Annotated in this window: 22 protein-coding genes; 14 read left to right on the top strand and 8 right to left on the bottom strand. The window is 71.8% G+C overall.

Features of this window, described 5'->3' with window-relative positions:
* Positions 1 to 191: 191 nt before the first annotated feature.
* From ACIREO_RS04920 to ACIREO_RS04900, 5 genes are all read left to right on the top strand, one after another.
* Positions 192 to 494, top strand: a complete 303-nt coding sequence (locus tag ACIREO_RS04920; protein WP_404105107.1) for a YtxH domain-containing protein — start codon at positions 192 to 194, stop codon at positions 492 to 494.
* A 64-nt stretch (positions 495 to 558) separates the two neighbouring features.
* The gene (locus tag ACIREO_RS04915) at positions 559 to 2,004 is read left to right on the top strand and encodes an FGGY family carbohydrate kinase (protein ID WP_404105104.1); all 1,446 of its coding nucleotides are present in this window, start codon (positions 559 to 561) and stop codon (positions 2,002 to 2,004) included.
* Positions 2,005 to 2,116: 112 nt separating this feature from the next.
* Positions 2,117 to 3,850: an ABC transporter ATP-binding protein gene (locus tag ACIREO_RS04910; RefSeq protein WP_404105101.1), complete on the top strand. Its 1,734-nt coding sequence runs from the start codon at positions 2,117 to 2,119 to the stop codon at positions 3,848 to 3,850.
* Positions 3,850 to 5,772 carry an ABC transporter ATP-binding protein gene (locus ACIREO_RS04905; protein WP_404105098.1) on the top strand — a complete coding sequence of 641 codons (1,923 nt, stop codon included), beginning with the start codon at positions 3,850 to 3,852 and terminating at the stop codon, positions 5,770 to 5,772. The genes ACIREO_RS04910 and ACIREO_RS04905 overlap by 1 nt, the downstream gene beginning before the upstream one ends.
* Positions 5,773 to 5,815: 43 nt before the next feature.
* A complete protein-coding gene (locus ACIREO_RS04900; protein ID WP_404105095.1) occupies positions 5,816 to 6,025 on the top strand; it encodes a hypothetical protein in 210 nt (69 codons plus the stop codon).
* A gap of 29 nt (positions 6,026 to 6,054) precedes the next feature.
* Here ACIREO_RS04900 and ACIREO_RS04895 read toward each other — a convergent pair whose 3' ends face one another.
* The 5 genes from ACIREO_RS04895 to ACIREO_RS04875 form a co-directional block, all read right to left on the bottom strand.
* Complete coding sequence (locus ACIREO_RS04895) at positions 6,055 to 7,131, bottom strand: RNA polymerase sigma factor (protein WP_404105092.1); 1,077 nt, start codon at positions 7,129 to 7,131, stop codon at positions 6,055 to 6,057.
* A 190-nt stretch (positions 7,132 to 7,321) separates the two neighbouring features.
* On the bottom strand, positions 7,322 to 9,226 hold the full coding sequence (gene dnaG, locus ACIREO_RS04890) for a DNA primase (protein WP_404105089.1): 1,905 nt from the start codon (positions 9,224 to 9,226) through the stop codon (positions 7,322 to 7,324).
* A gap of 96 nt (positions 9,227 to 9,322) precedes the next feature.
* Positions 9,323 to 10,582: an NAD(P)/FAD-dependent oxidoreductase gene (locus tag ACIREO_RS04885; RefSeq protein ID WP_404105086.1), complete on the bottom strand. Its 1,260-nt coding sequence runs from the start codon at positions 10,580 to 10,582 to the stop codon at positions 9,323 to 9,325.
* 118 nt (positions 10,583 to 10,700) lie between these two features.
* Positions 10,701 to 12,011: a deoxyguanosinetriphosphate triphosphohydrolase gene (locus tag ACIREO_RS04880; RefSeq protein WP_404105083.1), complete on the bottom strand. Its 1,311-nt coding sequence runs from the start codon at positions 12,009 to 12,011 to the stop codon at positions 10,701 to 10,703.
* A gap of 36 nt (positions 12,012 to 12,047) precedes the next feature.
* Entirely contained in the window at positions 12,048 to 12,953 is a 906-nt protein-coding gene (locus ACIREO_RS04875; RefSeq protein ID WP_404105080.1) for a sirohydrochlorin chelatase, read from the bottom strand.
* 199 nt (positions 12,954 to 13,152) lie between these two features.
* Between ACIREO_RS04875 and ACIREO_RS04870 the strand changes: the two genes are divergently transcribed.
* Entirely contained in the window at positions 13,153 to 13,908 is a 756-nt protein-coding gene (locus ACIREO_RS04870; RefSeq protein WP_404105077.1) for a vancomycin high temperature exclusion protein, read from the top strand.
* Positions 13,909 to 13,975: 67 nt separating this feature from the next.
* On the top strand, positions 13,976 to 16,048 hold the full coding sequence (locus tag ACIREO_RS04865; protein ID WP_404105074.1) for a molybdopterin oxidoreductase family protein: 2,073 nt from the start codon (positions 13,976 to 13,978) through the stop codon (positions 16,046 to 16,048).
* A gap of 27 nt (positions 16,049 to 16,075) precedes the next feature.
* Here the strand turns inward: ACIREO_RS04865 and cutA are convergent, their stop codons facing one another.
* Positions 16,076 to 16,414: a divalent-cation tolerance protein CutA gene (cutA, locus tag ACIREO_RS04860; protein WP_404105071.1), complete on the bottom strand. Its 339-nt coding sequence runs from the start codon at positions 16,412 to 16,414 to the stop codon at positions 16,076 to 16,078.
* A 57-nt stretch (positions 16,415 to 16,471) separates the two neighbouring features.
* Positions 16,472 to 17,050, bottom strand: coding sequence for an NADPH-dependent FMN reductase (locus ACIREO_RS04855; RefSeq protein WP_404105068.1), 579 nt, complete (start codon positions 17,048 to 17,050; stop codon positions 16,472 to 16,474).
* A 69-nt stretch (positions 17,051 to 17,119) separates the two neighbouring features.
* On the opposite strand from ACIREO_RS04855, the gene ACIREO_RS04850 reads away from it, so the two are divergent.
* The 4 genes from ACIREO_RS04850 to ACIREO_RS04835 all read left to right on the top strand — a co-directional run bounded on the left by ACIREO_RS04850 (position 17,120) and on the right by ACIREO_RS04835 (position 20,118).
* On the top strand, positions 17,120 to 17,914 hold the full coding sequence (locus tag ACIREO_RS04850) for an aminotransferase class IV (RefSeq protein ID WP_404105065.1): 795 nt from the start codon (positions 17,120 to 17,122) through the stop codon (positions 17,912 to 17,914).
* A gap of 28 nt (positions 17,915 to 17,942) precedes the next feature.
* On the top strand, positions 17,943 to 18,419 hold the full coding sequence (locus ACIREO_RS04845) for a DUF5990 family protein (protein WP_404105062.1): 477 nt from the start codon (positions 17,943 to 17,945) through the stop codon (positions 18,417 to 18,419).
* A 353-nt stretch (positions 18,420 to 18,772) separates the two neighbouring features.
* Positions 18,773 to 19,462 (top strand): hypothetical protein, encoded by a 690-nt coding sequence (locus ACIREO_RS04840; RefSeq protein ID WP_404105059.1) that lies wholly within the window; start codon positions 18,773 to 18,775, stop codon positions 19,460 to 19,462.
* Positions 19,463 to 19,485: 23 nt separating this feature from the next.
* Positions 19,486 to 20,118, top strand: coding sequence for a class F sortase (locus ACIREO_RS04835; protein WP_404105056.1), 633 nt, complete (start codon positions 19,486 to 19,488; stop codon positions 20,116 to 20,118).
* Positions 20,119 to 20,124: 6 nt separating this feature from the next.
* On the opposite strand, the gene ACIREO_RS04830 is transcribed toward ACIREO_RS04835, so the two are convergent.
* Positions 20,125 to 20,916: a sulfite exporter TauE/SafE family protein gene (locus tag ACIREO_RS04830; protein WP_404105053.1), complete on the bottom strand. Its 792-nt coding sequence runs from the start codon at positions 20,914 to 20,916 to the stop codon at positions 20,125 to 20,127.
* A 147-nt stretch (positions 20,917 to 21,063) separates the two neighbouring features.
* Between ACIREO_RS04830 and ACIREO_RS04825 the strand changes: the two genes are divergently transcribed.
* Genes ACIREO_RS04825 through nirD form a run of 3 tightly spaced genes read left to right on the top strand, consistent with a single transcriptional unit; the run spans position 21,064 to position 25,246 of the window.
* Positions 21,064 to 22,302, top strand: coding sequence for an NAD(P)/FAD-dependent oxidoreductase (locus ACIREO_RS04825; RefSeq protein ID WP_404105050.1), 1,239 nt, complete (start codon positions 21,064 to 21,066; stop codon positions 22,300 to 22,302).
* A complete protein-coding gene (gene nirB / locus ACIREO_RS04820; protein WP_404105048.1) occupies positions 22,302 to 24,887 on the top strand; it encodes a nitrite reductase large subunit NirB in 2,586 nt (861 codons plus the stop codon). The genes ACIREO_RS04825 and nirB overlap by 1 nt, the downstream gene beginning before the upstream one ends.
* On the top strand, positions 24,887 to 25,246 hold the full coding sequence (gene nirD / locus ACIREO_RS04815; RefSeq protein WP_404105045.1) for a nitrite reductase small subunit NirD: 360 nt from the start codon (positions 24,887 to 24,889) through the stop codon (positions 25,244 to 25,246). Before nirB ends, nirD begins: the two co-directional genes overlap by 1 nt.
* The last annotated feature ends 44 nt before the right edge of the window (positions 25,247 to 25,290 follow it).

Here is a 25,290-nt window from a genome sequence, read left to right as displayed (position 1 = left end):
TTGCTGCGTTGCCTCGAATCGTACCTGCCTGGCGGCTGCCGAGCGGCGCGCGTTCGCTGCGACACATACATTAGCGCAAGCAGGGGGGTGCTCCGCCAATCGGTATCTCCCGGGGTGATCTCGGTGTGTGCGGGTAGGCGGGCAGCACACGTCGCACGGAGCGAAGACGGAGCGAAGGAAGGGTGGCAGCCATGCGGTACCGGCTCACGTTCATCGCCGGAGTGGCGCTCGGTTACGTGCTCGGCACGCGAGCCGGGCGCGAGCGTTACGAGCAGCTGAAGAAGGCCGCGCAGACGCTGGCCGAGAACCCCGCCGTACGGAACGCGGCGGAGTCCGCCGCGCACGGCGGCCGGGACTTCGCCGGCAAGGCCTACCACTCGGTGAGCGAGAAGGTCGGGGACAAGGTCCCCGTGTCCGTCTCCGACCGGGTGCGCTCGCTGCGGGAGCGCAACGGCCACGCCGGCAGCGACGACTGGGGCACGACGAACACCTGAGTCCCGTTCCGTACCGGGCACCGCCCGGTACGGAACAGTCCGGCAGTGCGGCAGAATCGTGTCCATGGGCATAGTGGCCGGCTTGGACAGTTCATCCGCCTTCACGCACATCGTCGTCTGCGACACGGACACCGGTGCGGTGCTGCGGCAGGGGTACGCCGCGCATCCCATCGAGGCCAAGGCCTCCGAGGTGGATCCGCAGGCGTGGCTGCTCTCACTCGGTGAGGCGGCCTCCGGAGGGCTGCTCGAAGGCGTGCAGGCCATCGGTGTCTCCGCGCAGCAGCACGGTCTGGTGCCGCTCGACCGCCAGGGCAATCTCGTACGGCCGGCGCTGCTCGGAAACGACCGGCGCGCGCAGGCCGCCGCGGCCGATCTGGTCGACGGGCTCGGAGGGCGGCAGCCCTGGGCCGAGGCCGTGGGTGCCGTGCCTCAGGCCGCGCAGCCCGTGGCGAAACTGCGCTGGCTGGTGCGGGCGGAGCCGGAGAACGCCCAGCGCGTCGCCGCCGTCCTGCAGCCGCACGACTGGCTGGTGTGGCAGCTCCTCGGCCGGCCCGCGCGCCGGACGACTGACCGCGGCGCCGCGTCCGGCACCGGTTACTGGTCGGCCGGCTCCGAGTCCTACCGACCCGATCTCGTGGAGCTCGCGCTCGGCCATCAGGCCGTGCTGCCCGAGGTCCTCGGCCCGGCCGACGCCGCCGGGACGACTCCGGAGGGGCTGCTGATCTCGGCGGGCACCGGCGAGACCATGGCCGCCGCCTTCGGGCTGGGTGTCGCCGTCGGGGACGCCGTCGTGTCGCTGGGGGCCTCGGGATCGGTGATGGCCGTGCACCACGAGGCGCTGGCCGACCCCACGGGGATGATCACCTCCTTCGCCGACGCGACGGGGATGCATCTGCCTGTGGTCCACACGTCGAACGCGGTGCGCGCGCTGCGCGGCACCGCCGAGATGCTGGGCCTGGACAGTCTCGACGAGCTGTCCGCGCTGGCGCTGAAGTCGACGCCCGGCGCCTCGGGACTCGTCCTGCTCCCCTATCTGGAGGGTGAGCGCACCCCGGACCTGCCGCACACCGCGGGAACACTGAGCGGGCTGCGGCGCGAGTCGATGAAGCCCGAACACCTGGCGCGGGCCGCCTTCGAGGGGATGCTCTGCTCGCTGGCCGACGCCCTGGACGTGCTGCGGGACAGGGGTGTGGAGGTGCGGCGGGTGTTCCTGCTGGGCGCCGCCGCCGAACTCCCCGCCGTACAGGCGCTGGCGCCCGCCGTGCTCGGCACCCAGGCCGTCGTGCCGCAGCCCGCCGAGTACGCGGCGCTGGGCGCAGCCCGGCAGGCGGCGTGGGCTCTCGGGGTCTCGCAGGGGACGCTCGACCCGCGTACTCCGCCGGCCTGGCAAGGTGCGGCGGCGCAGGTGCTGGAGCCGGGTGAGGAGCTCGCCGTGGGCCGTGCGGTACGCCAGCAGTACGGGGCGACCCGGGACCAGATCCACCCCGGTGCGTTCGGCGGAACCGTCTGAGGAGCGCCGTCCCGGAATTTGACCGGGACTTGGATAAAAGCGTTGGCAGTCGGGGTCCGGGGTGCCGGAGTATGGACCGGCCTCTGCACTTCGCCGACTCCGAGAGACTCGCGTGCTCATAAAACTCCTGCGGACCTATCTGGGTCCGTACAGACGTCCGATCGTGCTGTTGGTGCTGCTCCAGCTCCTGCAGACCTGCGCAAGCCTCTATCTGCCCAGTCTCAACGCCGACATCATTGACAACGGTGTCGTGACGGGCGACACGGGTTACATCCTGGAATTCGGCGGCGTGATGATCGCCGTCAGCGTCATCCAGATCGTCTGCAACATCGGGGCCGTCTACTACGGCGCCCGGACGGCCTCCGCCCTGGGGCGCGACGTGCGGGCGTCGATATTCGACCGGGTGCAGTCGTTCTCCGCCCGTGAGGTGGGGCGGTTCGGGGCTCCTTCGCTGATCACCCGTACGACCAACGACGTGCAGCAGGTCCAGATGCTCGTCCTGATGGCGTTCACGCTGATGGTGTCGGCGCCCATCATGTGTGTCGGCGGCGTCATCATGGCGCTCGGCCAGGATGTCCCGCTGTCGGCGGTGCTGCTGGCCGTGCTGCCGGTGCTCGGCATCTCGGTGAGTCTCATCGTGCGGAGGATGCGTCCCCTGTTCCGCACGATGCAGGTGCGGCTGGACACGGTGAACCGCGTGCTGCGCGAGCAGATCACCGGCAACCGCGTCATCCGCGCCTTCATCCGTGACGACTACGAGGAAAAACGCTTCCGCGGCGCCAACACGGAGCTGACGGACGTCGCGGTGTCGACGGGGCGGCTGATGGCCCTCATGTTCCCGACGGTGATGACCGTGGTGAACCTGTCGTCGATCGCCGTGGTCTGGTTCGGGGCGCACCGCATCGACAGCGGCGGGATGCAGATCGGGGCGCTGACCGCGTTCCTGGCGTATCTGATGCAGATCGTCATGTCGGTGATGATGGCCACCTTCATGTTCATCATGGTGCCGCGCGCCGAGGTCTGCGCCGAGCGCATCCAGGAGGTGCTGGAGACGGAGTCGAGCGTGGTGCCGCCCACCGCGCCGGTCACCAAGCTGCTCAAGCACGGCCATCTGGAGATACGGGGCGCGGAGTTCCGCTTCCCGGGCGCCGAGGAGCCGGTGCTGCGCTCGGTCGATCTCGTGGCGAGGCCCGGGGAGACGACCGCGATCATCGGGTCGACGGGCAGCGGGAAGTCCACGCTGCTCGGGCTCGTACCGCGGCTGTTCGACGCGACGGACGGCGATGTGCTCGTCGACGGTACGGACGTACGGACGCTGGATCCGGTCCTGCTGGCGAAGACCGTGAGCCTGGTCCCGCAGAAGCCCTACCTGTTCTCGGGGACGGTGGCGACGAATCTGCGCTACGGCAATCCGGACGCGACCGACGAGGAGCTGTGGCACGCGCTGGAGGTGGCGCAGGCGAAGGACTTCGTGGAGCAGCTGGAACACGGGCTCGACGCGCCGATCGCTCAGGGCGGCACCAATGTCTCCGGTGGCCAGCGGCAGCGGCTCGCGATCGCGCGGACGCTGGTGCAGCAGCCGGAGATCTATCTCTTCGACGACTCGTTCTCGGCCCTGGACTACGCGACGGACGCCGCGCTGCGCGGTGCGCTGTCCCGCGAGACGGCGGAGGCGACCGTGGTGATCGTCGCGCAGCGGGTGTCCACCATCCGTGACGCCGACCGCATCCTGGTGCTGGACGAGGGCCGGGTCGTCGGGTCCGGCAGCCATCACGAGCTGATGGACGGCAATGAAACCTACCGGGAGATCGTGCTCTCCCAGCTGACGGAAGCGGAGGCCGCCTGATGGCAGGACCGGGCGGACGGATGATGGCCGGACCCACCGAGCGGTCCATGGACTTCAAGGGGTCCGGGAAGCGGCTCCTGAGACGGTTCAGCAAGGAGAAGTCCTCGCTGTATCTGATGCTCGGCGCCGGAACGCTGAGCGTGGCGTTCTCCGTGGTGGGGCCCAAGATCCTGGGCGGGGCCACGGACCTGATCTTCGCGGGTGTCGTCGGACGGCAGATGCCGGACGGCACGACGAAGGAGCAGGCCGTGGACGGCCTGCGCGAGCAGGGCAACGGCGGGCTCGCCGACATGCTGGGCGGGGTGGACTTCACGCCCGGCGAGGGAATCGACTTCGGTGCGGTGGGCCAGGTCCTGCTGGCGGCACTGGTCGTGTACGTCGGCGCGGGGCTGCTGATGCTGGTCTCGAGCCGGCTGTCGATCCGGGTGATCAACCGGGTCGTCTTCCAGCTGCGCGAGGACCTGCAGACCAAGCTGGCGCGGCTCCCGCTCTCCTATTTCGACCGGCAGCAGCGCGGTGAGGTGCTGAGCCGGGCGACGAACGACATCGACAACATCTCGCAGACGATGCAGCAGACGATGGGCCAGCTCATCAACTCCGTGCTGACCATCGTCGGTGTGCTGATCATGATGTTCTGGATCTCACCGCTGCTCGCCCTGGTCGCGCTGGTGACGATCCCGCTGTCGGTGTTCGTCGCGGCGCGGGTAGGCAAGCGCTCGCAGCCGCACTTCGTGGCGCAGTGGAAGGTGACGGGCAAGCTCAACGCCCACATCGAGGAGATGTACACCGGCCACAACCTGGTGAAGGTGTTCGGACGGCAGGAGGAGTCCGCCAAGGACTTCGCCGAGCAGAACGACGCACTGTACGAGGCGGGCTTCAAGGCCCAGTTCAACAGCGGGATCATGCAGCCGCTGATGATGTTCGTGTCGAACCTGAACTATGTGCTGGTCGCGGTCGTCGGAGGGCTGCGGGTCGCGTCGGGCGCCCTGTCGATCGGTGACGTGCAGGCGTTCATCCAGTACTCACGGCAGTTCTCGATGCCGCTGACGCAGGTCGCGTCGATGGCGAACCTGGTGCAGTCGGGCATCGCGTCCGCGGAGCGGGTCTTCGGCCTGCTGGACGCCGAGGAGCAGGCGCCCGACCCGGATCCGGCGGAGCGCCCGAAGGAGCTGCGCGGCAGCGTCTCGCTGGAGAACGTGTCCTTCCGGTACGCCCCGGAGAAGCCGCTCATCGAGGATCTCTCGCTGAGCGTGGAGCCCGGTCACACGGTCGCGATCGTCGGACCGACCGGCGCCGGCAAGACGACGCTGGTCAACCTGCTGATGCGGTTCTACGAGGTGACGGGCGGCCGGATCACCCTCGACGGAGTCGACGCGGCGAAGATGTCGCGCGACGAACTCCGTTCGGGCATAGGCATGGTGCTCCAGGACACCTGGCTGTTCGGCGGCACGATCGCGGAGAACATCGCCTACGGCGCCTCGCGCGAGGTCACCCGGGAGGAGATCGAGGAGGCCGCGCGGGCGGCCCACGCCGACCGTTTCGTCCGTACGCTGCCCGACGGTTACGACACTGTGATCGACGACGAGGGGTCCGGGGTCAGCGCGGGCGAGAAGCAGCTGATCACCATCGCGCGGGCGTTCCTGTCCGACCCGGTGATCCTGGTGCTCGACGAGGCCACCAGCTCGGTGGACACCCGTACCGAGGTGCTGATCCAGAAGGCGATGGCGCGGCTGGCCCACGGCCGTACGAGCTTCGTGATCGCTCACCGGCTCTCCACGATCCGGGACGCGGATGTGATCCTGGTGATGGAGAACGGCTCGATCGTCGAACAGGGCACGCACGACGGGCTGCTGGCGGCCGAGGGGGCGTACGCCCGCCTGTACGCCGCGCAGTTCGCGGAGGCGCTGGCCGAGGTCGACTGACGGTTCCGTCCGGCAGCGGTGCGAGTGGAAACGGGGGGCGGGGATGGCAGAGCACGAGGAGGGCTGGAGGGCCGGCGCCGGTCGCGGGACGGGTGTCGCGCTCGGCATCGGCGTGGGTGCGGGTCTCGGCGCGGCGTTCGGTGCGCTGACCGGCGATCTGGCGCTGGGCGTCGGCGTCGGGATGGCCCTGGGCGTATCGGTCGGCGCCCTGCTGGGCGCGGCGGCGGAGAAGCGGAAGGGCGGCGGCTCGTAGGGAGTCCGGCGAGCCGCCGCGCCCGCTGCTCAGTCCAGATAGCCGCGGAGCTGGTCGGCGAAGGCGTGGTCCCGCAGCTTGTCGAGCGTCTTGGACTCGATCTGGCGGATGCGTTCGCGTGTCACGCCGAAGATCCTTCCGATCTCCTCGAGCGTGCGGGGCCGCCCGTCATCCAGCCCGTAGCGGAGCTGGACGACCTTCCTCTCCCGCTCCCCGAGGGTGGAGAGCACCACCTCCAGGTGTTCGCGCAGCAGGAGGAAGGCCGCGGTCTCCACGGGTGAGGCGGCGTCGCCGTCCTCGATGAGGTCACCGAAGGCGACGTCGTCCTCCTCACCGACGGGTGCGTGCAGGGACACGGGCTCCTGGGCGAGGCGCCGGACCTCGACGACGCGCTCGGGCGTCAGGTCGAGCTGGGCCGCGACCTCTTCGGCGGTGGGCTCGTAGCCGCGCTCCTGGAGCATGCGGCGCTGGACGCGTACGACCCGGTTGATCAGCTCGACGACATGCACCGGGACCCTTATGGTCCTGGCCTGGTCGGCCAGCGCACGGGACATGGCCTGGCGGATCCACCAGGTCGCGTACGTCGAGAACTTGTAGCCCCGTGCGTAGTCGAACTTCTCGACCGCCCTGATCAGTCCGAGGTTCCCCTCCTGCACCAGGTCGAGCATGGTCAGGCCCCGGCCCACGTAACGCTTGGCCACGGAGACCACGAGGCGGAGGTTGGCCTCGATGAGCCGGCGTTTCGCCATCCGCCCCATGACCACGAGCCGGTCCAGGTCGAGGGCGAGCCGGGAGTCGGGGTCGGCGGTGGAGGCGAGCCGTTCCTCGGCGAAGAGTCCCGCCTCGACGCGGCGGGCGAGGTCGACCTCCTCGGCGGCGCTGAGCAGCGGTATCCGCCCGATCTCGCGCAAGTACTGGCGGAAGAGGTCGGATGTCGGGCCGCCGGCCTCCGGGCGGCTCCGCGGCGCGGATGGCTCGGGAGGCTCCACCGGTTCCTCCAGCACCGGTTCGGGCGTGCCCGCCGTCTCCGGGTGACGTGTGACCCGGTTCTGCGCGGGAATCGCCGGGACATGCTCGGTCGTGGGCGGCACGGTCCGGGTCTGCACGGGGGCGACCTCCAGGTGATCGCTGCCGGACCGCGGGGGTGGAGGTCCGCCCTGGGCGGACCGGCCGCGCTCCGACGACTCAGGAACCGCCACCCAGTGTGGGGTACGACACATCGCTGCCACGAGGGGCGTGCGGTGACTTTTTGTGTCCGGAGGGCAACCACGGGACGCCCTCGGGCGCCGACCCGGGTCAGAGGGCGTCGGCGCCGTGGCTCCGCAGCGACTGGGCGTACTGCTGGAGGACCCACACCTCGTTCTGCGCGGCGGCCAGATGGTCAGGGGCGACATTGCTGCCGAGGCGGGCGAGACTGCCCTGGACGTCGTCGATCCTGCGGTCGACGGCGCGCAGCCGGACCTTGACCAGGTGATGGCCCGCGTACGACTCGTCGATGGACTTGCCGTGGAAGACCTCGACCGCGAGCTCGGTGACGAGCTTGCGCACCGAGTCGTTGGGGGTCGCGTCGAGCACCTGGACGAGGTACTCGCGGGTCTCGGCGACACCCAGCTCCGCGCCGCCCGCCTCCGCGATGCACTGGCGCACCGCGGCGTACGGCGGGGCGGTGAACTCGTCGATGCCGTAGGCGTCGAAAGCCGGGGAGACCAGGGCGGGCCTCTGCAGAGCGAGCTTGAGGAGCTCGCGCTCCGTGCGGTGGGCGGGGCTGCGGAGATTGAGCGCGGGGCCGGACGGGACGACGGGTGCCTGGCTCTGGTGCTGCGCGCCGGTGCCCGCGGGGGCCCGCGCGGGCCCTCGCTTGTCCCCCCGCCCTCGGGCCCACTGGGCGAGCTGGTTGACCCGGTGTACGACGAATTCCTGGTCGAGGATGCCCACGAAGCCCGCGAGCTGGACGGCCACCTCTCGCTGCACGCTGCTCGTCTTGATCTTGGCGACGACGGGCGCCGCCTCGTCCAGGGCGGCGGCGCGGCCGGCCGGGGTCTCCAGGTCGTACCGGCCGACGATCTGGCGGAGAGCGAACTCGAAGAGCGGGGTGCGGGGCTCGACCAGGTCGCGGACGGCGTCGTCACCCTTGGCGAGCCGCAGGTCGCACGGGTCCATGTTGTCCGGGGCGATCGCGATGTACGTCTCGGCGGCGAACTTCTGGTCGTCCTCGAAGGCGCGCAGGGCTGCCTTCTGGCCTGCCGCGTCACCGTCGAAGGTGAAGATGACCCGGGCGCTGCCGTTGTCCATCAGGAGCCGTCGGAGGATCTTGATGTGGTCGCCGCCGAACGCCGTCCCGCAGGTGGCGATGGCCGTGGTGATCCCCGCGAGGTGGCAGGCCATCACGTCGGTGTAGCCCTCGACCACGACGGCCCGGCTGGACTTCGCGATGTCCTTCTTGGCCAGGTCGATGCCGTACAGCACCTGGGACTTCTTGTAGATCGAGGTCTCGGGGGTGTTGAGGTACTTCGGGCCGTTGTCGTCGTCGCGGAGCTTGCGCGCGCCGAAGCCGACGATCTCGCCGGAGGTGTCGCTGATCGGCCACATCAGCCGGCCGCGGAAGCGGTCGATGGGGCCGCGGCGGCCGTCCTGGGAGAGGCCGGAGCTGATGATCTCCTTGTCGCTGAAGCCCTTGCCACGCAGATAGCGGGTGAGGTGGTCCCAGCCCGCGGGGCTGTAGCCGACACCGAAGTGGGCCGCCGCGTCCTGGTCGAAGCCGCGTGCGGCGAGGAACGCCCGGCCGACCTCCGCCTCCGGTCCGTTCAGCTGCTCTCGGTAGAAATCGGCGGCGATCTTGTGGGCCTCGACCAGGCGGATGCGCTCTCCGCGCTGGTGGGAGGGGTTGTAGCCGCCCTCCTCGTACCGCAGGGTGATGCCGGCCTGACCGGCGAGGCGCTCGACCGTCTCGGAGAAGGTGAGGTGATCGATCTTCATCACGAAGGCGATCGTGTCGCCGCCCTCCTGGCAGCCGAAGCAGTGGAACAGGCCCTTGCCCGGGCTCACCTGGAAGGAGGGGGACTTCTCGTCGTGGAAGGGGCAGAGCCCCTTGAGGTTTCCGCCGCCCGCGTTGCGCAGTTGAAGGTATTCGGACACGACGGCGTCGATCGGGACCGCGTCCCGGACCGCCTTCACGTCGTCGTCATTGATCCTGCCTGCCACGCGTGAAGTCTACGGGTGGGGCCGGTCGTCCGGGACCGGCCGGCAGCGGGGGGCCCCCCCCGGGCGCCGGCCGGCCCCGGACGGCCGGGCCACCGGTCAGAGCAGGGAGTCCAGGGGCACCGAGGGGTCGCCCAGGGTGTCCGGGTCGACCGGCCGGGCGGCCCTGATCAGCTTCTGGATGCTCTCGGTGACGTCCCACACATTGACGTTCATCCCGGCGAGGACCCGGCGGTCCTTCAGCCAGAAGGCGATGAACTCGCGCTTGCCGGCGTCGCCCCGGATGACGACCTGGTCGTACGAGCCGGGCGGCGCCCAGCCGGAGTACTCGAGACCGAGGTCGTACTGGTCGGAGAAGAAGTACGGCACCCGGTCGTACGACACGTCCTGGCCGAGCATGGCCTTCGCTGCGGCCGGGCCGCTGTTCAGGGCGTTCGCCCAGTGCTCCACGCGCAGCCGGCCCCCGAAGAGCGGATGGTCCACGGACGCGATGTCCCCGGCGGCGTAGATGTGCGGGTCGGAGGTGCGCAGGGAGGCGTCGACGACGACACCGCCGCCCTCGGACCGGCCCGCCATGTCGAGCCCGGCGGCCTCGGCGAGCGAGGTGCGCGGCGCCGCGCCGATCGCGGCGAGCACGTCGTGGGCGGGGTGCTCCTCGCCGTCGTCGGTGCGGGCGGCGAGGACCAGGCCGTCCTCTCCGGTGATCTCGGTGAGGCGGGCGCCGAAGTGGAAACGGACCCCGTGCTCGGCGTGCAGATCGGTGAAGATCTGGCCGACCTCCGGGCCGACGACGTGGTGCAGCGGGGTCGGCGAGGGGGCGACGACGGTGACCTCGGCGCCGTACCCCCGGGCCGCCGCGGCGATCTCGAGGCCGATCCAGCCGGATCCGGCGATCACCAGGTGGCCGTTGTCACGGCCGAGGGCGGCGAGGACGTTGCGCAGCCGGTCGGAGTGGGCGATGCGGCGCAGGTGGTGCACGCCGACCAGGCCGGTGCCCGGGATGTCGAGACGGCGGGGCTCGGCGCCGGTGGCGAGCAGCAGCTTGTCGTAGTGGACGACCGTGTTGTCGCCGAGCTGCACGGACCGGCCGGACCGGTCGATGGAGGTGACGACCTGGCCGAGGTGGAGCTCGATGTCGGCGCCCGCGTACCAGGCGGTCCCGTGGACGAAGACGGAGTCCCGCTCCTCCTTGCCCAGCAGGTATCCCTTGGACAGGGGAGGCCGCTCGTACGGATGGTCGCGCTCGTCGCCGATGAGGATCACCCGGCCGCTGAAGCCCTCCGCCCGGAGTGTCTCGGCCGCCTTCGCTCCTGCCAGCCCTCCGCCGATGATGACGAACGTCCGATGTGCGTCGACCACTTGATGCCTCCTCGGTACTGTGCTGCGCGGCGCCGCCACCTGCGAGCGTCCCGCACGCAGCGTGATGGCGAAAGAGGGTGTACCCCGGCCGGGTCACCGCCGCCGGCATGTGGCCCGGTCATGGTCCAGTCTGCCCAACGCCTGTGAGACTCCCGTGGAGGGACCGCGCGGATGCGTCCGTCAGTGCGGCGATCTGGTCGACGAGGACCCTCTTGCGGGCCCGGTCGTCGGGGGCCGCCGCGTGCAGGGCCCGGAACTGCGGCTCGAGCCCTTCGGGCGCGCGGGCGGTGAGCGCGGCGGCGAGCTCGGCGATGACGATCCGCTGGTCTGCGCGGATGACCTCCTGCTCGGCCCGCTGCATGACGTAACGGTCCGCGACGGCCTTGAGCACGGCGCACTCGTTGCGCACCTCACGCGGGACGATCAGCTCGGCGCCGTATCTCCCGAGCCGTCCCGGCCCGTACGCGGCGTGGGTCGCGGCCTCGGCGGCGAGGCAGAACCTGCCGATGAGCTGGCTCGTGGTGTTCTTCAGCCGGGCCTGGGCGACCGCGGTGCCGTCGTAGCCTCGCGGCCACCACTCCTGGGCGGTGAGCCGGTCGAGGGCGTCGGCGAGCTCCTGGGGGGCGGTGTCCGCCGGGACGTACCGTCCGATGGCCACACCCCAGATCTCCTCGCGCTCCGGCTCGGAGAAGAGGCAGCCGGCGTCGATGTGTCCTGCGTGCAGTCCGTCCTCAAAGTCGTGCACCGAGTAGGCGACGTCGTCGGACCAGTCCATGACCTGGGCCTCGAAGCATCTGCCGTCCTGCGGGGCGCCCTCGCGAACCCAGGCGAAGACCGGCAGGTCGTCCTCGTACACCCCGAATTTCGGTGAGCCGGGGTCGGTGGGGTGCGCGCCCCGGGGCCAGGGGTACTTCGTGGCGGCGTCCAGGGCGGCCCGGGTCAGGTTGAGTCCGACGCTGACGAGCTCCCCGCTGCGGGGGTCGCGGACGAAGCGCTTGGGTTCGAGGCGGGTCAGCAGGCGCAGCGACTGGGCGTTGCCCTCGAAGCCGCCGCAGTCCGACGCGAAGTCGTTGAGCGCCTGTTCGCCGTTGTGGCCGAAGGGCGGGTGGCCCATGTCGTGGGAGAGACAGGCCGTCTCGACGAGATCGGGGTCGCAGCCGAGCGCGTCACCGAGCTCCCGGCCGACCTGGGCACACTCCAGGGAGTGGGTGAGCCGGGTACGGGGGCTGGCGTCCCAGGCCAGGCCGCGGGTGCCCGGCGTGACGACCTGGGTCTTGCCGGCGAGCCTGCGCAGGGCGGCGGAGTGGAGCACCCGGGCGCGGTCGCGCTGGAAGGCCGTACGTCCGGGCCGTTTGTCGGGCTCGGTGTCCCACCGCTCGGTGTCAGCGGCGCCGTAGGGCGTGTGCCTGGGGTCGTGCGTACCGTCCATGTTCCCGAGATTAGACGGACGGGCTGACAGGGAGGGTCAGGCGGTGGCGAGGAGCCGCGGGGGCGCCAGGGGTGCGTGGGCGGGCGCGGTGCCGGTCAGGGCCTGGTCGTAGCGGTGGAGCAGGAGGCGTGCCATCGCGGGGTGCGCGCCGAGCGGTGCGGCGGCGATGCCCGGGGCGGCGGCGGCCGAGACGGTCGCGAAACGGCCGGGGGCAGTGAAGTACGACGCGAGTGCCACGCGCCGGCGGCCGCGGTCGGCGAGTGCGCGCAGTGCGGTGGGTACGTCGGGGGTCGCCGCCGAGGCGTACGCGGGCACGACGGGCACCCCGCCGAGGCGGTCGCTGAGCATGGCGGCGGTACGGCGCGCGTCGACGTCGGAGTCGGGGTCGCGCGACCCGGCGGCGGCGAGCACGACGGCGGCGGCGCGGTCCTTACCGTCCTCGTCCCGCCAGCCGGCCTCCAGGAGACGCTCGTACAGGGTCTCGACGAGCAGCGGGTGCGGTCCCAGGGGGGCCGCCACACGGGTCCGGAGGTGGCCGGCGGCCGCCGCGGCGAGGGGCAGGTCGTGCCGGACGTGGTGGCCACGGCCGAGCAGCAGCGGTACGAGCACGGCGTCGCCCCGCCCGATGCCGTCCAGTGTGTCCGGCAGCAGGGGCTCGTTCAGCTCGATGTGGCCGAGCCTGACGTCGAGGCCGGGCCGGAGCTCCCGTACCCGGTCCAGGAGCTCCAGGACGGTGCGCAGGGCCTGCGGGTCCCGGCTGCCGTGTGCGACGGCGACCAGGGTGGGGGCGGATCTCCGGATGCGGTACATGGGCCTGCGGGTTCCGTTCAGGGAGACGAGGCTGAGCTGGGTTCCGAGCTGGGAGGTGATGCGGGTCAGAAGTTGCGCCGTGCTGTCGAGGGGCAGGGACTCACGGGGGTGTTCCGATGCCGGCTCCGTCATGGACCGATGGTGCCGGGCGGACGTTGCCGTGCCGTTTCGCACCGGTGACGGGTGTTTGCCTCTGCCTCACAGGGCGGGGGCCCTGGGTGTCAGCGCGTGTTCACACCGGAGTGTGAATCAAGGATCGGCCGCGAACCTTTCGCCCTCGTCGCTCGTCCTTCCCCTTGAGGGATCCGGTACGAGCGCGGGGGGCGCGGGCATGCGGCTGAGGACACCGGGAGGGCTCCGTGCGGCGGGGCGCGGGGCCCTGCGAGGGCTCGCCGCCGCGCGGCCACGGCTGCCGAGGACACGGCGGGGGCAGCGGCGGCTGGTGCAGGCGCTGATGGTCGTCTGCGCGGTGGCGCTGGCGCCCGCGACCTGGCTGCACACCACGGCCGACGCCCGGGTTCGGACGACGGCCGACGCCCCGGCGCGGGAGGTCGCCGTGGTGTTCGGGGCGGGGCTGTGGGAGGGCCGTCCGTCGCCGTATCTCGCGCACCGGCTCGACGCCGCCGCCGAGCTGTACAGGACGGGCAAGGTCCGGGTCGTGCTGGTCACCGGGGACAACAGCCGCGTGGAGTACGACGAGCCGGACGCCATGCGCACGTACCTCGCCGGTCGCGGGGTGCCGGACGGCCGGATCGTCAGCGACTACGCGGGTTTCGACACCTGGGACTCCTGTGTCCGGGCCAAGAGGATATTCGGGGTCGACCGGGCCGTCCTGGTGAGCCAGGGCTTCCACATACGGCGGGCGATCGCCCTGTGCCGCTCGGCCGGGATCGACGCGTACGGGGTGGCCGTCGACGACGTACACGATGTGACCTGGTACTACGGCGGGACACGGGAGGTGTTCGCGGCGGGAAAGGCGCTCATCGACGCCGTGTTCGAGCCGGATCCGCACTTCCTGGGCCCGCGGGAGCCAGGGGTGACGGAGGCTCTGGCGGGTGACCTCACGGCGCCGGGCGGGGCGGGCTGAGGCGGGCGTACCGGGGGCGTAACCGGACGCACCGGTACTCGTAATACCGGCCTCGCACGCTGGGGGTATGGCCACCGAGACGTCCACCCACTGCCCGTACTGCGCGCTCCAGTGCGGGATGAAGCTGCGACCGGTCACCGACGGCGGGGTGGTCGAGGTCGTGGAGCGTACGGAGTTCCCCGTCAACCGGGGAGCGCTGTGCGGCAAGGGGCGCACGGCTCCCGCCCTGCTCGCCGCGGGGGTGCGGCTGGCGGGGCCCCTCGTGCGCGACGAGGGCGGTGAGCTGGCGCCGGCGAGCTGGGACGAGGCGCTGGAGAGGATCGCGGACGGGCTGCGCGGGACCCGGGCGGAGCATGGCGCCGACGCCGTGGGGGTGTTCGGCGGGGGCGGGCTCACCAACGAGAAGGCGTACGCCCTCGGGAAGTTCGCCCGGGTGGTGCTCGGCACCTCGCAGATCGACTACAACGGCCGTTTCTGCATGTCGTCGGCGGCAGCCGCGCACCAGCGGGCCTTCGGCCTCGACCGTGGGCTGCCGTTCCCGCTGGAGGACATCCCGCGGACCGGGTGCGTGATCCTGGTCGGCTCGAACCTCGCGGAGACGATGCCGCCCGCGCTGCGCTATCTGACCGAGCTGCGGGAGAACGGCGGCCGGCTGATCGTCATCGACCCGCGCCGGACCAGGACCGCCGAGCAGGCCGATCTGCACCTGGCACCCCGGCCGGGCACCGACCTCGCCCTCGCGCTCGGCATGCTGCATCTGGTCGTGGCGGAGGGACGGGTGGACGAGGAGTTCGTCCGCACCCGGACGAACGGCTGGGACGAGGCCAGGGCGGGTGCGATGGCGCACTGGCCGGAACTGGTGGAGCGCCTCACCGGGGTGCCGGTGCCGCAGCTGCGCGAGGCCGTGGAGATGTTCTGCGGGGCGGAGAGCGGGATGGTGCTGACCGCGCGGGGGCCCGAGCAGCAGTCCAAGGGCACGGACACCGTGGGGGCGTGGATCAACTTCTGTCTGGCCACCGGCCGGGCGGGCCGTCCGCTGTCCGGCTACGGCTGCCTGACCGGGCAGGGCAACGGTCAGGGCGGCCGGGAGCACGGCCAGAAGGCCGACCAGCTGCCTGGTTACCGCAAGCTCACGGACCCGGCGGCGCGCCGCCATGTGGCGCGGGTGTGGGGCGTCGACCCCGACACGCTGCCGGGTCCTGGGCGCAGTGCGTACGAGCTGCTGGACGCGCTGGGGCAGGATGTGCGGTCGTTGCTGGTCATGGGGTCCAACCCGGTCGTGTCGGCACCGAACGCCGGGCACATCGAGGAGCGGCTCAAGTCGCTGGACTTCCTGGCGGTCGCCGATGTGGTGCTCTCGGAGACGGCGGCGCTGGCCGATGTGGTGCTGCCGGTGACGCAGTGGGCGGAGGAGAGCGGGACGACGACCAGCCTGGAGGGGCGGGTGCTGCTGCGACAGCGTGCGGTCACCCCGCCGGAGGGGGTGCGCAGCGACCTGGAGGTGCTTCACGCGCTGGCCGGGGCCCTGGGGCACGGTAAGGGATTCCCGGCCGATCCGGAGGAGGTCTTCGAGGAGCTGCGCCGGGCGTCGGCGGGCGGTCCGGCCGACTACGCGGGAATCACCTACGCCCGGATCGCGGCGGAGGACGGGGTCTTCTGGCCCTGCCCGGACGAGCAGCACGCCGGGACGCCGCGGCTGTTCCTGGAGCGGTTCGCGACGGACGACGGCCGCGCCCGGTTCGTCCCTGTCACGCACCGGGCCGCTGCGGAGGAGACGGACGCCGAGTACCCGGTGGTGCTGACCACCGGGCGGGTCGTGTCCCAGTACCAGTCGGGGGCGCAGACCCGCCGGGTGGCCGAGCTGAACGCCGCCGCGCCCGGCCCGTTCGTGGAGCTGCATCCCCGGCTCGCCGAGCGGATCGGGGTGGCCGAGGGCGAGGAGGTCGCGGTCACCTCGCGGCGGGGGCGTGCGGTGGCACCGGCGCGGATCACCGTGGCGATCCGGCAGGACACCGTGTTCATGCCGTTCCACTGGCCGGGCGAGGGCCGGGCCAACTCCCTGACGAACCCGGCGCTGGACCCGGTGTCGCGGATGCCGGAGTTCAAGGTGTGCGCCGTGCGGGTGGAAGCCGCCGGCTGAGCCGGAGCCGGAACAGCCGGACGTCTGTCACAGCGTCGCGACGGGCGCCGTCTCCGCCGACACCCAGGCCAGGTAGCGGTCGCTGCCGCGCACGACGGGCGTCGCGATGATCTCGGGCGTCGCGTAGTCGTGCGCCGCGACGAGATGGGCCTCCAGCTCGTCGTAGCGCCCGGCCGTCGTCTTGAACAGCACCTGCCACTCCTCGGCTGTCTCGACGGCGTCCTGCCATCGGTAGACGGAGGTGACGGGCGCCGAGATCTGGGCGCAGGCGGCGAGTCGTGCCTCCACCGCGCCCCGGGCCAGGGTGCGGGCCTTCTCCTCGCTGTCCGTCGTGGTCATCACGGTCAGCCATGCGGGCTCGGTCATCCTGGTCTCCTCGTTCTCGGCGTCCGTGCGGCCCCTCGATTGTCGGGCTTCGCCGCGTCAGCCGCCGTACGGGTGCCGGGTCCTGGCCTCGCGCAGCGCATGGCCCCACCAGACCAGCTGGTCGAGCATCTTCTTGGCCGCCCCGTCGGTCTGGTCCGGGTCCTTGGGCACACCCCGGTCGTCGAAGAGCGCACCCGCGTTGTGCAAGGACACGGTGTCGCGGATGGAGACGGCATGCAGTTCGGCGAAGACCTGGCGCAGGTGTTCGACGGCCCGCAGCCCGCCGGAGATTCCGCCGTACGACACGAACGCGACGGGCTTGGCCTGCCATTCGGCGAAGTGCCGGTCGATGAGGTTCTTCAGCGGGGCCGGGTAGGAGTGGTTGTACTCGGGGGTCAGCACGACGAAGGCGTCCGCCTGTGCCAGCAGCGGGGCCACCTCGGCGGCCCCGGTGGCAGGCGGCTCGGTCTCGGCGACATCGATCAGCTCGGTCTCGATGTCCGGGTGGCCGGCCGCCCGCCCGAGGAACCATTCGGCGACGACGGGGCCGAAGCGGCCCTCGCGGTTGCTGCCGAGGATGACGGCCACCTTCAGCGGGGCGTCGGACGGATCGGGAACAGCTGTGTTGAAGTCCATGTACCGCAGACTCACACCTCAACCATGATTGAGGTCAAGTGCCGCATCGCGAGATCTACGCTGGAGGTCATGACGACTTCGATACCGGACCTCTACATCGAGTTCGACGGCCGCCCCGCAACCGCGGAGGATCTGCGGATCCCGGCCTTCGCCGGCTACGGCCACTTCACCGCGATGCAGGTCAGGGACCGCACGGTGCGCGGCCTCGACCTGCATCTGGACCGGCTGGACTCCGCGAACCGGGAGCTGTTCGGACTGCCACTGGACGGCGGGCTCGTACGCGGACTGATCGGGCACGCGCTCGACGGCGCCGGGGTGCGTGACGCGTCGGTCCGGGTGCACGGGTTCCTGCCGCCGGGCACCACGGAGACGGTGACGATGGTGACGGTACGGGAGCCGGCCCGTGCGGACGGCGCACCGCAGAGCCTGATGTCGGTCCCCTTCGCGCGCTCCCTGCCGCACATCAAGCGCCCCGGCGAGTTCTGCCAGATCCATTACGGACAGCAGGCCCGGCGAGCGGGCTTCGACGAGGCGCTGCTGACCTCGCCCGGCGGCATGGTGACCGAAGGGTCGATCACCAACATCGGCTTCTGGGACGGCGCTTCGGTCGTCTGGCCGGACGCCCCGGCACTGACGGGCATCACCATGGCGCTGCTGGAGAGCGGACTCGCGCGGACGGACCGGCCCTCGGTACGGCGCGGTGTGACGCTGGACGGGCTGGGCGCGTACCGGGCGGCGTTCGTCACCAACTCGCAGGGCATCGCACCGGTCCACCGGATCGACGACCGGCCCTTCGACGTCGACGAGGGCTTGATGAAGCTGCTCGGCCGGGTCTACGAGGACGCCCCGCGCGGAACCGTCTGAGCTTCTCGGCATGCGGGACCATGGGGGCATGCAGATCCATATCGAAGCATCGGACCTCCCGGGCCGCACCTGTGGTCCCGACACCGACTTCGCCGGTTTCGACAACATCCACGTCGGCGTGCAGTGCAAGGACCGCCCCGGCGAGCTGCTCGGCCTGCATCCCGGTGACGCGGCGCGCGCCTCCTGGACCCTGGACTGCACCGCCGTGCCCACCGTGGAGGGCGTCGAGGTCTCTGGGCCGTACATCCAGAACCGGCTCGGGGGGCGCTTCGTCTATCTGTCCTGGGGCACGGTGGACGGCTCCGGCGTCTTCACCATGTTCCGCCGGGCCAAACTGATGATGAGTGACATCGACCCGGAGGTCCTGGAGGCCGCCTCCCGGACGGGGCACCTCACCGCGCGCCTGCGTCTGACCGACGGCAGAGGACAGCCGCGGTGCGCCCGCGTGCGCCCGCCGGACATCGATTGGTCCGCGACGGACGGGAGCGGCCCTCGGAGAGCCTGAGCCGCGGAGACAGGCCACCGCCCTCACCGGTCCCAGGGGGGGATGGGCCGGTGAGGGCGGCTGCCGTGGGGCCGACGGGGGGCTGCCGTCCCGTGGGGGGGTAAAGACCGTGTTCCCGGCCGACGGGAACCCATTCTTGTGACCTACGTCACACTTGCCTGGAGGGTGGACTCACCCGATCGGCACCCGACGGGGGCGCGGCCTCCACCACCGCCGCGACCTGCGCCGGGCCGGACATACAGGCGCACCCCCGGGTCCGTACGGGTGATAACTGACCATGCGTCAGCATGCGGCGCAGGGGCGGGGCCCGTTACCTCGAAGGCAGGACACATCCGTCTGCCCGGAGGATTCCCATGCGCAGCCCCGCCCGCCTCGTGACCGGTACCGCCGCCGCGGCCCTCACCGCCGCCGCGCTCGGCCTCGCCATCCCGTCCGCCCACGCGGACAGCCTCGGCAGACCGGAGCTCGCCGCCGCAACGGCCGCACCAGGCTCGGCGGAATGCGAGCCCGAGGACACGGACGCGGCGGCCTTCTGCGACAGCGGCGGGACGGCGGCCGGGGACCTGGGAACGCTCGACAGCCCGGAGCCCGGGGATCCGGGGCCGGCCGACGCCCCCGACCCGGCCGGAGACCTGGAGACGGCCGAGGATCCCGCAGCGGTCCCGGGGTCCTCCTGGCCGGGGACGACGGAGGAGGACGGCGGGGCCGGGACCGGGGACGAGGCCGGCGAAGAGGCCGGAACGCTCCAGCAGCCCGGGACCGGCGCGGGGACCGCGCCCGGCACGGACCCGGGGACCCGACCCGGCCCCGTGCCGCCGCACGCGACCGAACCCGGATCCGCGAAACCACCCGTGCCCCCGGGGCACAGGCCCACGACCTCCCCCAGCCCCAGCCGGCCTTCCGGGCACGTCGGGACGGGTGTCGGCGGCAGCGCCGCCCCCGACACCGCCCAGCTCGCCGCGGGCGCCGGTCTCGTCGGAGCGGCGGCCGTCAGCGGTCTCCTGCTCATGCGACACCGCCGCGCCGACGGCGCACGTCGCTGAGGTCGGCCGGCGAAGGACGACACGTGGACAGGAAGGCGCTGAGAGCGAGGGCCTGGCTGGTGGGCGTCGCCGCGCTGTGCGGCATATGGCTGGTCCACAACGGCGCGGTCATCCGGACCGTCGCCCCCCAGCCGTCCACCGCCGAGGCCTTCGCGGCGGGCCCCGAGCTTCGGGCCGGCACCCGGGTCGCCGAACCGCTGCGCCCCTCCGAACCGGTCAGGATCCGCATCCCCGGCATCGGCGTGGACGCGCCCATGACGGGTCTCGGACTGGCGGCCGACGGCAGCCTCGACGCACCGCCCGCCGGGAACCGCAACCTCGCGGGCTGGTTCGAGGGCGGGACGCCCCCGGGCGCCAGGGGCACTGCGATAGTGGCCGGTCATGTCGACAACGCGGAGGGGCCGTCCGTGTTCTACGCGCTCGGGTCCGTGAAGAAGGGCGCCGGGGTCGAGATCGACCGCGGCGACGGCCGCACCGCCGTCTTCTCTGTCGACGCGGTCGAGGTGTACGAGAACGACGAGTTCCCGGACAAGCGTGTCTACGGCGCCACTCCGCACGCCTCGCTGCGGCTGATCACCTGCGGCGGCGGCTTCACCCGCGAGACGGGCTACCAGGGCAACGTGGTGGCGTACGCCCACCTCACCGAGGTGCGCTGACGCTGTTCAGGCCGTCCACTGGTCGAAGCCGAGCTTGGCGACCAGCGAGAACACCACGACGAGCAGGACCCCTCGGACGAAGTCGCTGCCCTTCCGGAGAGCCATCCGCGCCCCGAACATCCCGCCCGCCAGATTGAATACGGCCATGAGCGCGGCCAGCTGCCACAGGACGGTGCCCTGGTAGGCGAACATCGCCAGCGCGCCGGCGTTGGTGCAGACGTTCACGATCTTGGCGGTGGCGGAGGCGGTGACCAGGTCGAGGTGGAGCACGGCGGTCAGTGCCAGCACGAGAAACGTGCCCGTCCCGGGGCCGAACAGCCCGTCGTAGAAGCCGATACCCCCGCCGACCAGCACGATCGCGGTGACCGTGCGGGCCCGGGTGACCTTCTTGCCCGTCCCGTCGCCTGCCGCCGCCGTGCCGAAGGACGGCCGCAGCATCACGAAGGCCGCCACGGCGAGCAGCACCACCATGATCACCGGGCGCAGGAGGTCGCTGCTGATGCCCGCGGCGAAGAAGGCTCCGGTCATCGATCCCACCAGCGCCATGAGCCCGATCCGCACGGCGGTCCCCACCCGCACCGGCGCTCTTCGTACGTAGGTCACGGCGGCACCCGAGGTGCCGACGATGGCGACGGCCTTGTTGGTGCCGAGGATGTGCGCGGCCGGGACGTGCGGGAGCCCCAGCAGCAGGGCGGGCAGGAGGAGGAGCCCGCCGCCTCCCACCACCGCGTCGATCCAGCCGGCCGCCGCGGCGGCCAGACAGAGCAGGACGAGGGTGGTCAGCGTTATCTCGGGCATGACCGTGACCCTAAGCAGGTGGTGGGTACACCGTCCAACCGGTTCCATCGCCCTCACAGAGAGCGTGACGACGCGCTGAGCGCAAGGTTCCTCCCGGGAAACAGGAGGGATGCGGTCGGGTAACACCCGCCGCGCACTCTCATTGGCATGAGGACACAGACGGAGAACGCGGCACGGGTGGTGGTGATCGGCGCCGGGATGGCGGGTGCGCGGCTCGCCGCCCGGGTCCCCGGTGTCACCGTCATCGGCGAGGAGTCGCACGCGCCGTACAACAGGGTGCTGCTGGCCGAGGTGCTCGCCGGCCGGTACGAGCCGGACGTGATCGCGCTGCCGGCCGCCGACGTGCGGCGCGGGGTGCGTGCCGTGCGAATCGACCGGGCGGAGCGGCGGGTGCTCTGCGACGACGGCGGTGTCATCGGCTACGAGCACCTGGTGCTGGCGACCGGCTCCAACCCGGTGCTGCCACCGCTGCGGGGCCTGGGCCACACGCTGCCGGACGGGGTGCATCCCTTCCGTACCCTCGACGACTGTCTGGCACTGCGCGCCGCTGTGCGCCCCGGTGTGCGCGCCGTCGTCATCGGCGGCGGACTCCTCGGGGTCTCCGCCGCCCGCGCCCTGGCCGAGTGCGGCGCCCAGGTGGTGCTGGCCCAGCAGGGCGAGCACCTCATGGAGCGGCAGCTGGACGCCGAGGCGTCCGGGATGCTGCGCCGTCACCTGGAGGCCCTCGGGGTCGAGGTGCACACCGAGTGCCGGGTGCGCGGGCTGCGCTGCACCGACGGGGACACCCCGGCGGTGCGGGCCGTGGAACTGGCCGACGGCTACGAGCTGGAGGCCGAGATCACGGTGCTGGCCTGCGGGGTCCGCCCCAGGGCGGGTCTGGCGCAGGCGGCCGGCCTGGAGGTCCGCAAGGGCATCGTCGTGGACGACGAGCTGCGTACCTCGGACCCGTACATCCATGCCGTCGGCGACTGCGCCGAACACGCCGGGACGGTCTACGGCCTGGCGGGCGCCGCGCTCGAACAGGCCGACGTGCTGGCCGAGGTGCTGGCCGGACGCCCCGCCCGCTACGGGGGCACCCGGGCACTGACCAGGCTCACCCTGCGCTCCCCCGCCGCCGCGCCCGTCGCCGCGGGGGCCTCCGGCGGACTCGACCTGGCCGCCTTCGGCGACTCCCGCCCGATGCCCGGCGACGACGTGATCCGGCTGGCCGACGCCACCCGGGGCGCGTACCGCACGGTCGTCGTCCGGGGCGACCGGCTGGCCGGCGGGGTGCTCTTCGGCGATCTCGCCGCCGTCGGCACCCTCGCCCGGACCTGGCAGGACGACGACGCCCTCCCCGCCGACATGTCCCTGCTCCACCTGCTCACCAACGACGGAGGCTCCTGATGCCGGTGTCCACTCCCCCGACCGCCCCCACCTCAGGCGTGCCGACGATCGTGGTCGTCGGGCACGGCATGGTCGGACAGCGGTTCCTGGAAGCGCTCGCCGACCGCGGCCTGACCGCCGCCATGGGCACCGCCAGAGTCGTCGTCCTCTGCGAGGAGCCCCGCCCCGCCTACGACCGGGTGCAGCTGACCTCGTACTTCTCCGGGAGGACGCCGGAGGACCTCTCGCTCGTCGAGCCGGACTTCATGGAGCGCCACGGCATCGAGCTGCGCGTCGGTGACCCGGCGGAGAGCGTCGACCGTGAGGCGCGCACCGTCACCGCGCGCTCCGGGGAGATCTTCTCCTACGACACGCTGGTGCTGGCCACCGGCTCGTACCCCTTCGTTCCGCCCGTTCCCGGCAAGGACGCCGAGGGCTGCTTCGTCTACCGCACCATCGAGGACCTCCTCGCGATCGAGGAGTACGCGAAGACCGCGAAGACCGGTGCGGTCGTCGGCGGCGGGCTCCTCGGTCTGGAGGCCGCGGGCGCCCTGAAGGGCCTCGGACTGAACACGCACGTCGTGGAGTTCGCGCCCCGGCTGATGCCGGTCCAGGTCGACGACGGCGGCGGCGCCGCGCTGCTGCGCACCATCGAGAACATGGGCCTCTCCGTCCACACGGGTGTCGGCACCCAGGAGGTGACCGCGGGCGAGGACGGCAGGGTCGACGGCATGGCGCTGTCGGACGGCTCCTCGCTGGAGACCGATCTCGTCGTCTTCTCCGCCGGCGTACGCCCCAGGGACCAGCTGGCCCGCGACTGCGGTCTGGCGGTCGGCCCGCGCGGCGGCATCATCGTCGACCAGGAGTGCCGCACCTCCGACAGCGACGTGTTCGCGATCGGCGAGTGCGCGCTGGCCTCCGACGGCCGGGTATACGGGCTGGTGGCGCCGGGTTACGAGATGGCCCTGGCGGTAGCCGAGGTGATAGCGGGCAACACCGCCTCCTTCACCGGCGCCGACCTCTCGACGAAGCTGAAGCTGCTCGGTGTGGACGTCGCCTCCTTCGGTGACGCGCACGGCGCGGCCGAGGGCTGCCTCGACGTCGTGTACTCGGACTCCCGCTCGGGTGTCTACAAGAAGCTGGTGATCGGCCAGGACGGCACGCTGCTCGGCGGTGTCCTGGTCGGTGACGCCGACCAGTACGGCACGCTGCGGCCGATGACCGGCACGGTGCTCCCCGTCGCCCCGGAGCAGCTGGTGCTGCCGGCCGGTGCGGGCGGCCCGGTCACCCTCGGCCCGTCCTCGCTGCCCGACGAGGCCGTGATCTGCTCCTGCCACAACGTCACCAAGGGCGCGATCTGCGAGCACACCACGCTGCCCGAGGTGAAGAAGTGCACCAAGGCGGGCACGGGCTGCGGGAGTTGCGTCAAGGTCATCGGGCAGCTGCTGCCGCAGCCCGAGGACCAGGGGCTGTGCGACTGCTTCGCGTACACCCGCAGCGAGCTGTACGAGATCGTCCGCACCCTGGGCGTCACGACGTACGCCGAGCTCCTCGACTCGCACGGCCGCGCGGAGGCCCGGGGCGGCGACGGCTGCGAGGTCTGCAAGCCCACGATCGGCTCGGTCATCGCCTCGCTGGCCCCCACGGTCGGCGCGAGCGGCTACGTCCTGGACGGTGAGCAGGCTGCCCTTCAGGACACCAACGACCACTTCCTGGCCAACCTCCAGCGCAACGGCTCGTACTCCATCGTGCCGCGCATCCCCGGTGGTGAGATCACCCCGGAGAAGCTGATCGTGATCGGCGAGGTGGCCCGCGACTTCGGCCTCTACACGAAGATCACCGGCGGTCAGCGGATCGACCTGTTCGGCGCCCGCGTCGACCAGCTGCCGCTGATCTGGACGCGCCTGGTGGACGCGGGCTTCGAGTCGGGGCACGCGTACGGGAAGTCGCTGCGCACGGTGAAGTCCTGCGTGGGGCAGACCTGGTGCCGCTACGGGGTGCAGGACTCGGTCAGGATGGCCATCGACCTGGAGCTGCGCTACCGGGGGCTGCGTTCCCCGCACAAGCTGAAGTCGGCGGTCTCGGGCTGCGCCCGGGAGTGCGCGGAGGCCCGCGGCAAGGACTTCGGGATCATCGCCACTGCGCAGGGCTGGAACCTCTACGTCGGCGGCAACGGCGGCGCCACCCCGCGCCACGCGGACCTGCTCGCCCAGGACCTCTCCGACGCCGAACTGGTCCGTCTCATCGACCGGTTCCTGATGTTCTACATCCGTACGGCGGACCGCCTGGAGCGCACCTCGACCTGGCTGGACCGGATCGAGGGCGGCCTGGACCACGTACGGGACGTCGTCGTCCACGACTCGCTGGGCCTCTGCGACGAGCTGGAGCGACTGATGGCCGACCACGTCCGCGGCTACCGCGACGAGTGGGCCGAGACCATCAACGACCCGGAGAGGCTGCGCCGCTTCGTCACCTTCGTCAACGCCCCCGACGCACCCGACCCCTCGGTCAAGTTCGTCCCCGAGCGCGACCAGGTCAAGCCCGACCTGGACATCCTCGCCGGGCCCGTGCTTGCCATCCGCACTCTTGAAGGGACTCCCTCCTGATGACGACCCGGACGATGGAAACGGCGCAGGACACCCGGACGATCCAGCTCGCGGACGGGGACGGCTGGCTCACGGTCTGCGACCGCGAGCTGCTGACCCCGGGGCGCGGTGTGGCGGCGCTCCTCCCGGACGGCCGGCAGGTCGCGCTGTTCGTGGACCGGGCGGGGCGCGCGTACGCGATCGACAACCGTGACCCGTTCACCGGTGCGTACGTCCTCTCCCGGGGCCTGGTCGGCTCCGCCGGGGGACGGCCGTTCGTGGCGTCGCCGCTGCTGAAGCAGCGCTTCGACCTGGAGACGGGCGCCTGCCTGGACGACGACGACGTCACCGTGCCGGTCTTCCCGGTCCGCGGGGACTGATCCCGGGCCGTGCGGCGGTGGGCCGCGGCATCCGCGCCGCGGCG

It is taken from the genome of Streptomyces sp. NPDC102441 (genome assembly GCF_044765585.1).
In the GTDB taxonomy this organism is placed as follows: Bacteria; Actinomycetota; Actinomycetes; order Streptomycetales; family Streptomycetaceae; genus Streptomyces.
Note: the sequence above shows the minus strand (reverse complement) of the source record. Positions and strands in the feature narration are given on the sequence as shown.

Excerpts from the sequence above, each read along its gene's own strand:
- ACIREO_RS04920 (WP_404105107.1), top strand. The coding sequence starts at position 192 with ATGCGGTACCGGCTCACGTTCATCGCCGGAGTGGCGCTCGGTTACGTG.
- ACIREO_RS04915 (WP_404105104.1), top strand. The coding sequence starts at position 559 with ATGGGCATAGTGGCCGGCTTGGACAGTTCATCCGCCTTCACGCACATC.
- ACIREO_RS04905 (WP_404105098.1), top strand. The coding sequence starts at position 3,850 with ATGGCAGGACCGGGCGGACGGATGATGGCCGGACCCACCGAGCGGTCC.
- ACIREO_RS04900 (WP_404105095.1), top strand. The coding sequence starts at position 5,816 with ATGGCAGAGCACGAGGAGGGCTGGAGGGCCGGCGCCGGTCGCGGGACG.
- ACIREO_RS04880 (WP_404105083.1), bottom strand. The coding sequence starts at position 12,011 with ATGGACGGTACGCACGACCCCAGGCACACGCCCTACGGCGCCGCTGAC.
- ACIREO_RS04875 (WP_404105080.1), bottom strand. The coding sequence starts at position 12,953 with ATGACGGAGCCGGCATCGGAACACCCCCGTGAGTCCCTGCCCCTCGAC.
- ACIREO_RS04870 (WP_404105077.1), top strand. The coding sequence starts at position 13,153 with ATGCGGCTGAGGACACCGGGAGGGCTCCGTGCGGCGGGGCGCGGGGCC.
- ACIREO_RS04865 (WP_404105074.1), top strand. The coding sequence starts at position 13,976 with ATGGCCACCGAGACGTCCACCCACTGCCCGTACTGCGCGCTCCAGTGC.
- cutA (WP_404105071.1), bottom strand. The coding sequence starts at position 16,414 with ATGACCGAGCCCGCATGGCTGACCGTGATGACCACGACGGACAGCGAG.
- ACIREO_RS04855 (WP_404105068.1), bottom strand. The coding sequence starts at position 17,050 with ATGGACTTCAACACAGCTGTTCCCGATCCGTCCGACGCCCCGCTGAAG.
- ACIREO_RS04850 (WP_404105065.1), top strand. The coding sequence starts at position 17,120 with ATGACGACTTCGATACCGGACCTCTACATCGAGTTCGACGGCCGCCCC.
- ACIREO_RS04845 (WP_404105062.1), top strand. The coding sequence starts at position 17,943 with ATGCAGATCCATATCGAAGCATCGGACCTCCCGGGCCGCACCTGTGGT.
- ACIREO_RS04840 (WP_404105059.1), top strand. The coding sequence starts at position 18,773 with ATGCGCAGCCCCGCCCGCCTCGTGACCGGTACCGCCGCCGCGGCCCTC.
- ACIREO_RS04830 (WP_404105053.1), bottom strand. The coding sequence starts at position 20,916 with ATGCCCGAGATAACGCTGACCACCCTCGTCCTGCTCTGTCTGGCCGCC.
- ACIREO_RS04825 (WP_404105050.1), top strand. The coding sequence starts at position 21,064 with ATGAGGACACAGACGGAGAACGCGGCACGGGTGGTGGTGATCGGCGCC.
- nirB (WP_404105048.1), top strand. The coding sequence starts at position 22,302 with ATGCCGGTGTCCACTCCCCCGACCGCCCCCACCTCAGGCGTGCCGACG.
- nirD (WP_404105045.1), top strand. The coding sequence starts at position 24,887 with ATGACGACCCGGACGATGGAAACGGCGCAGGACACCCGGACGATCCAG.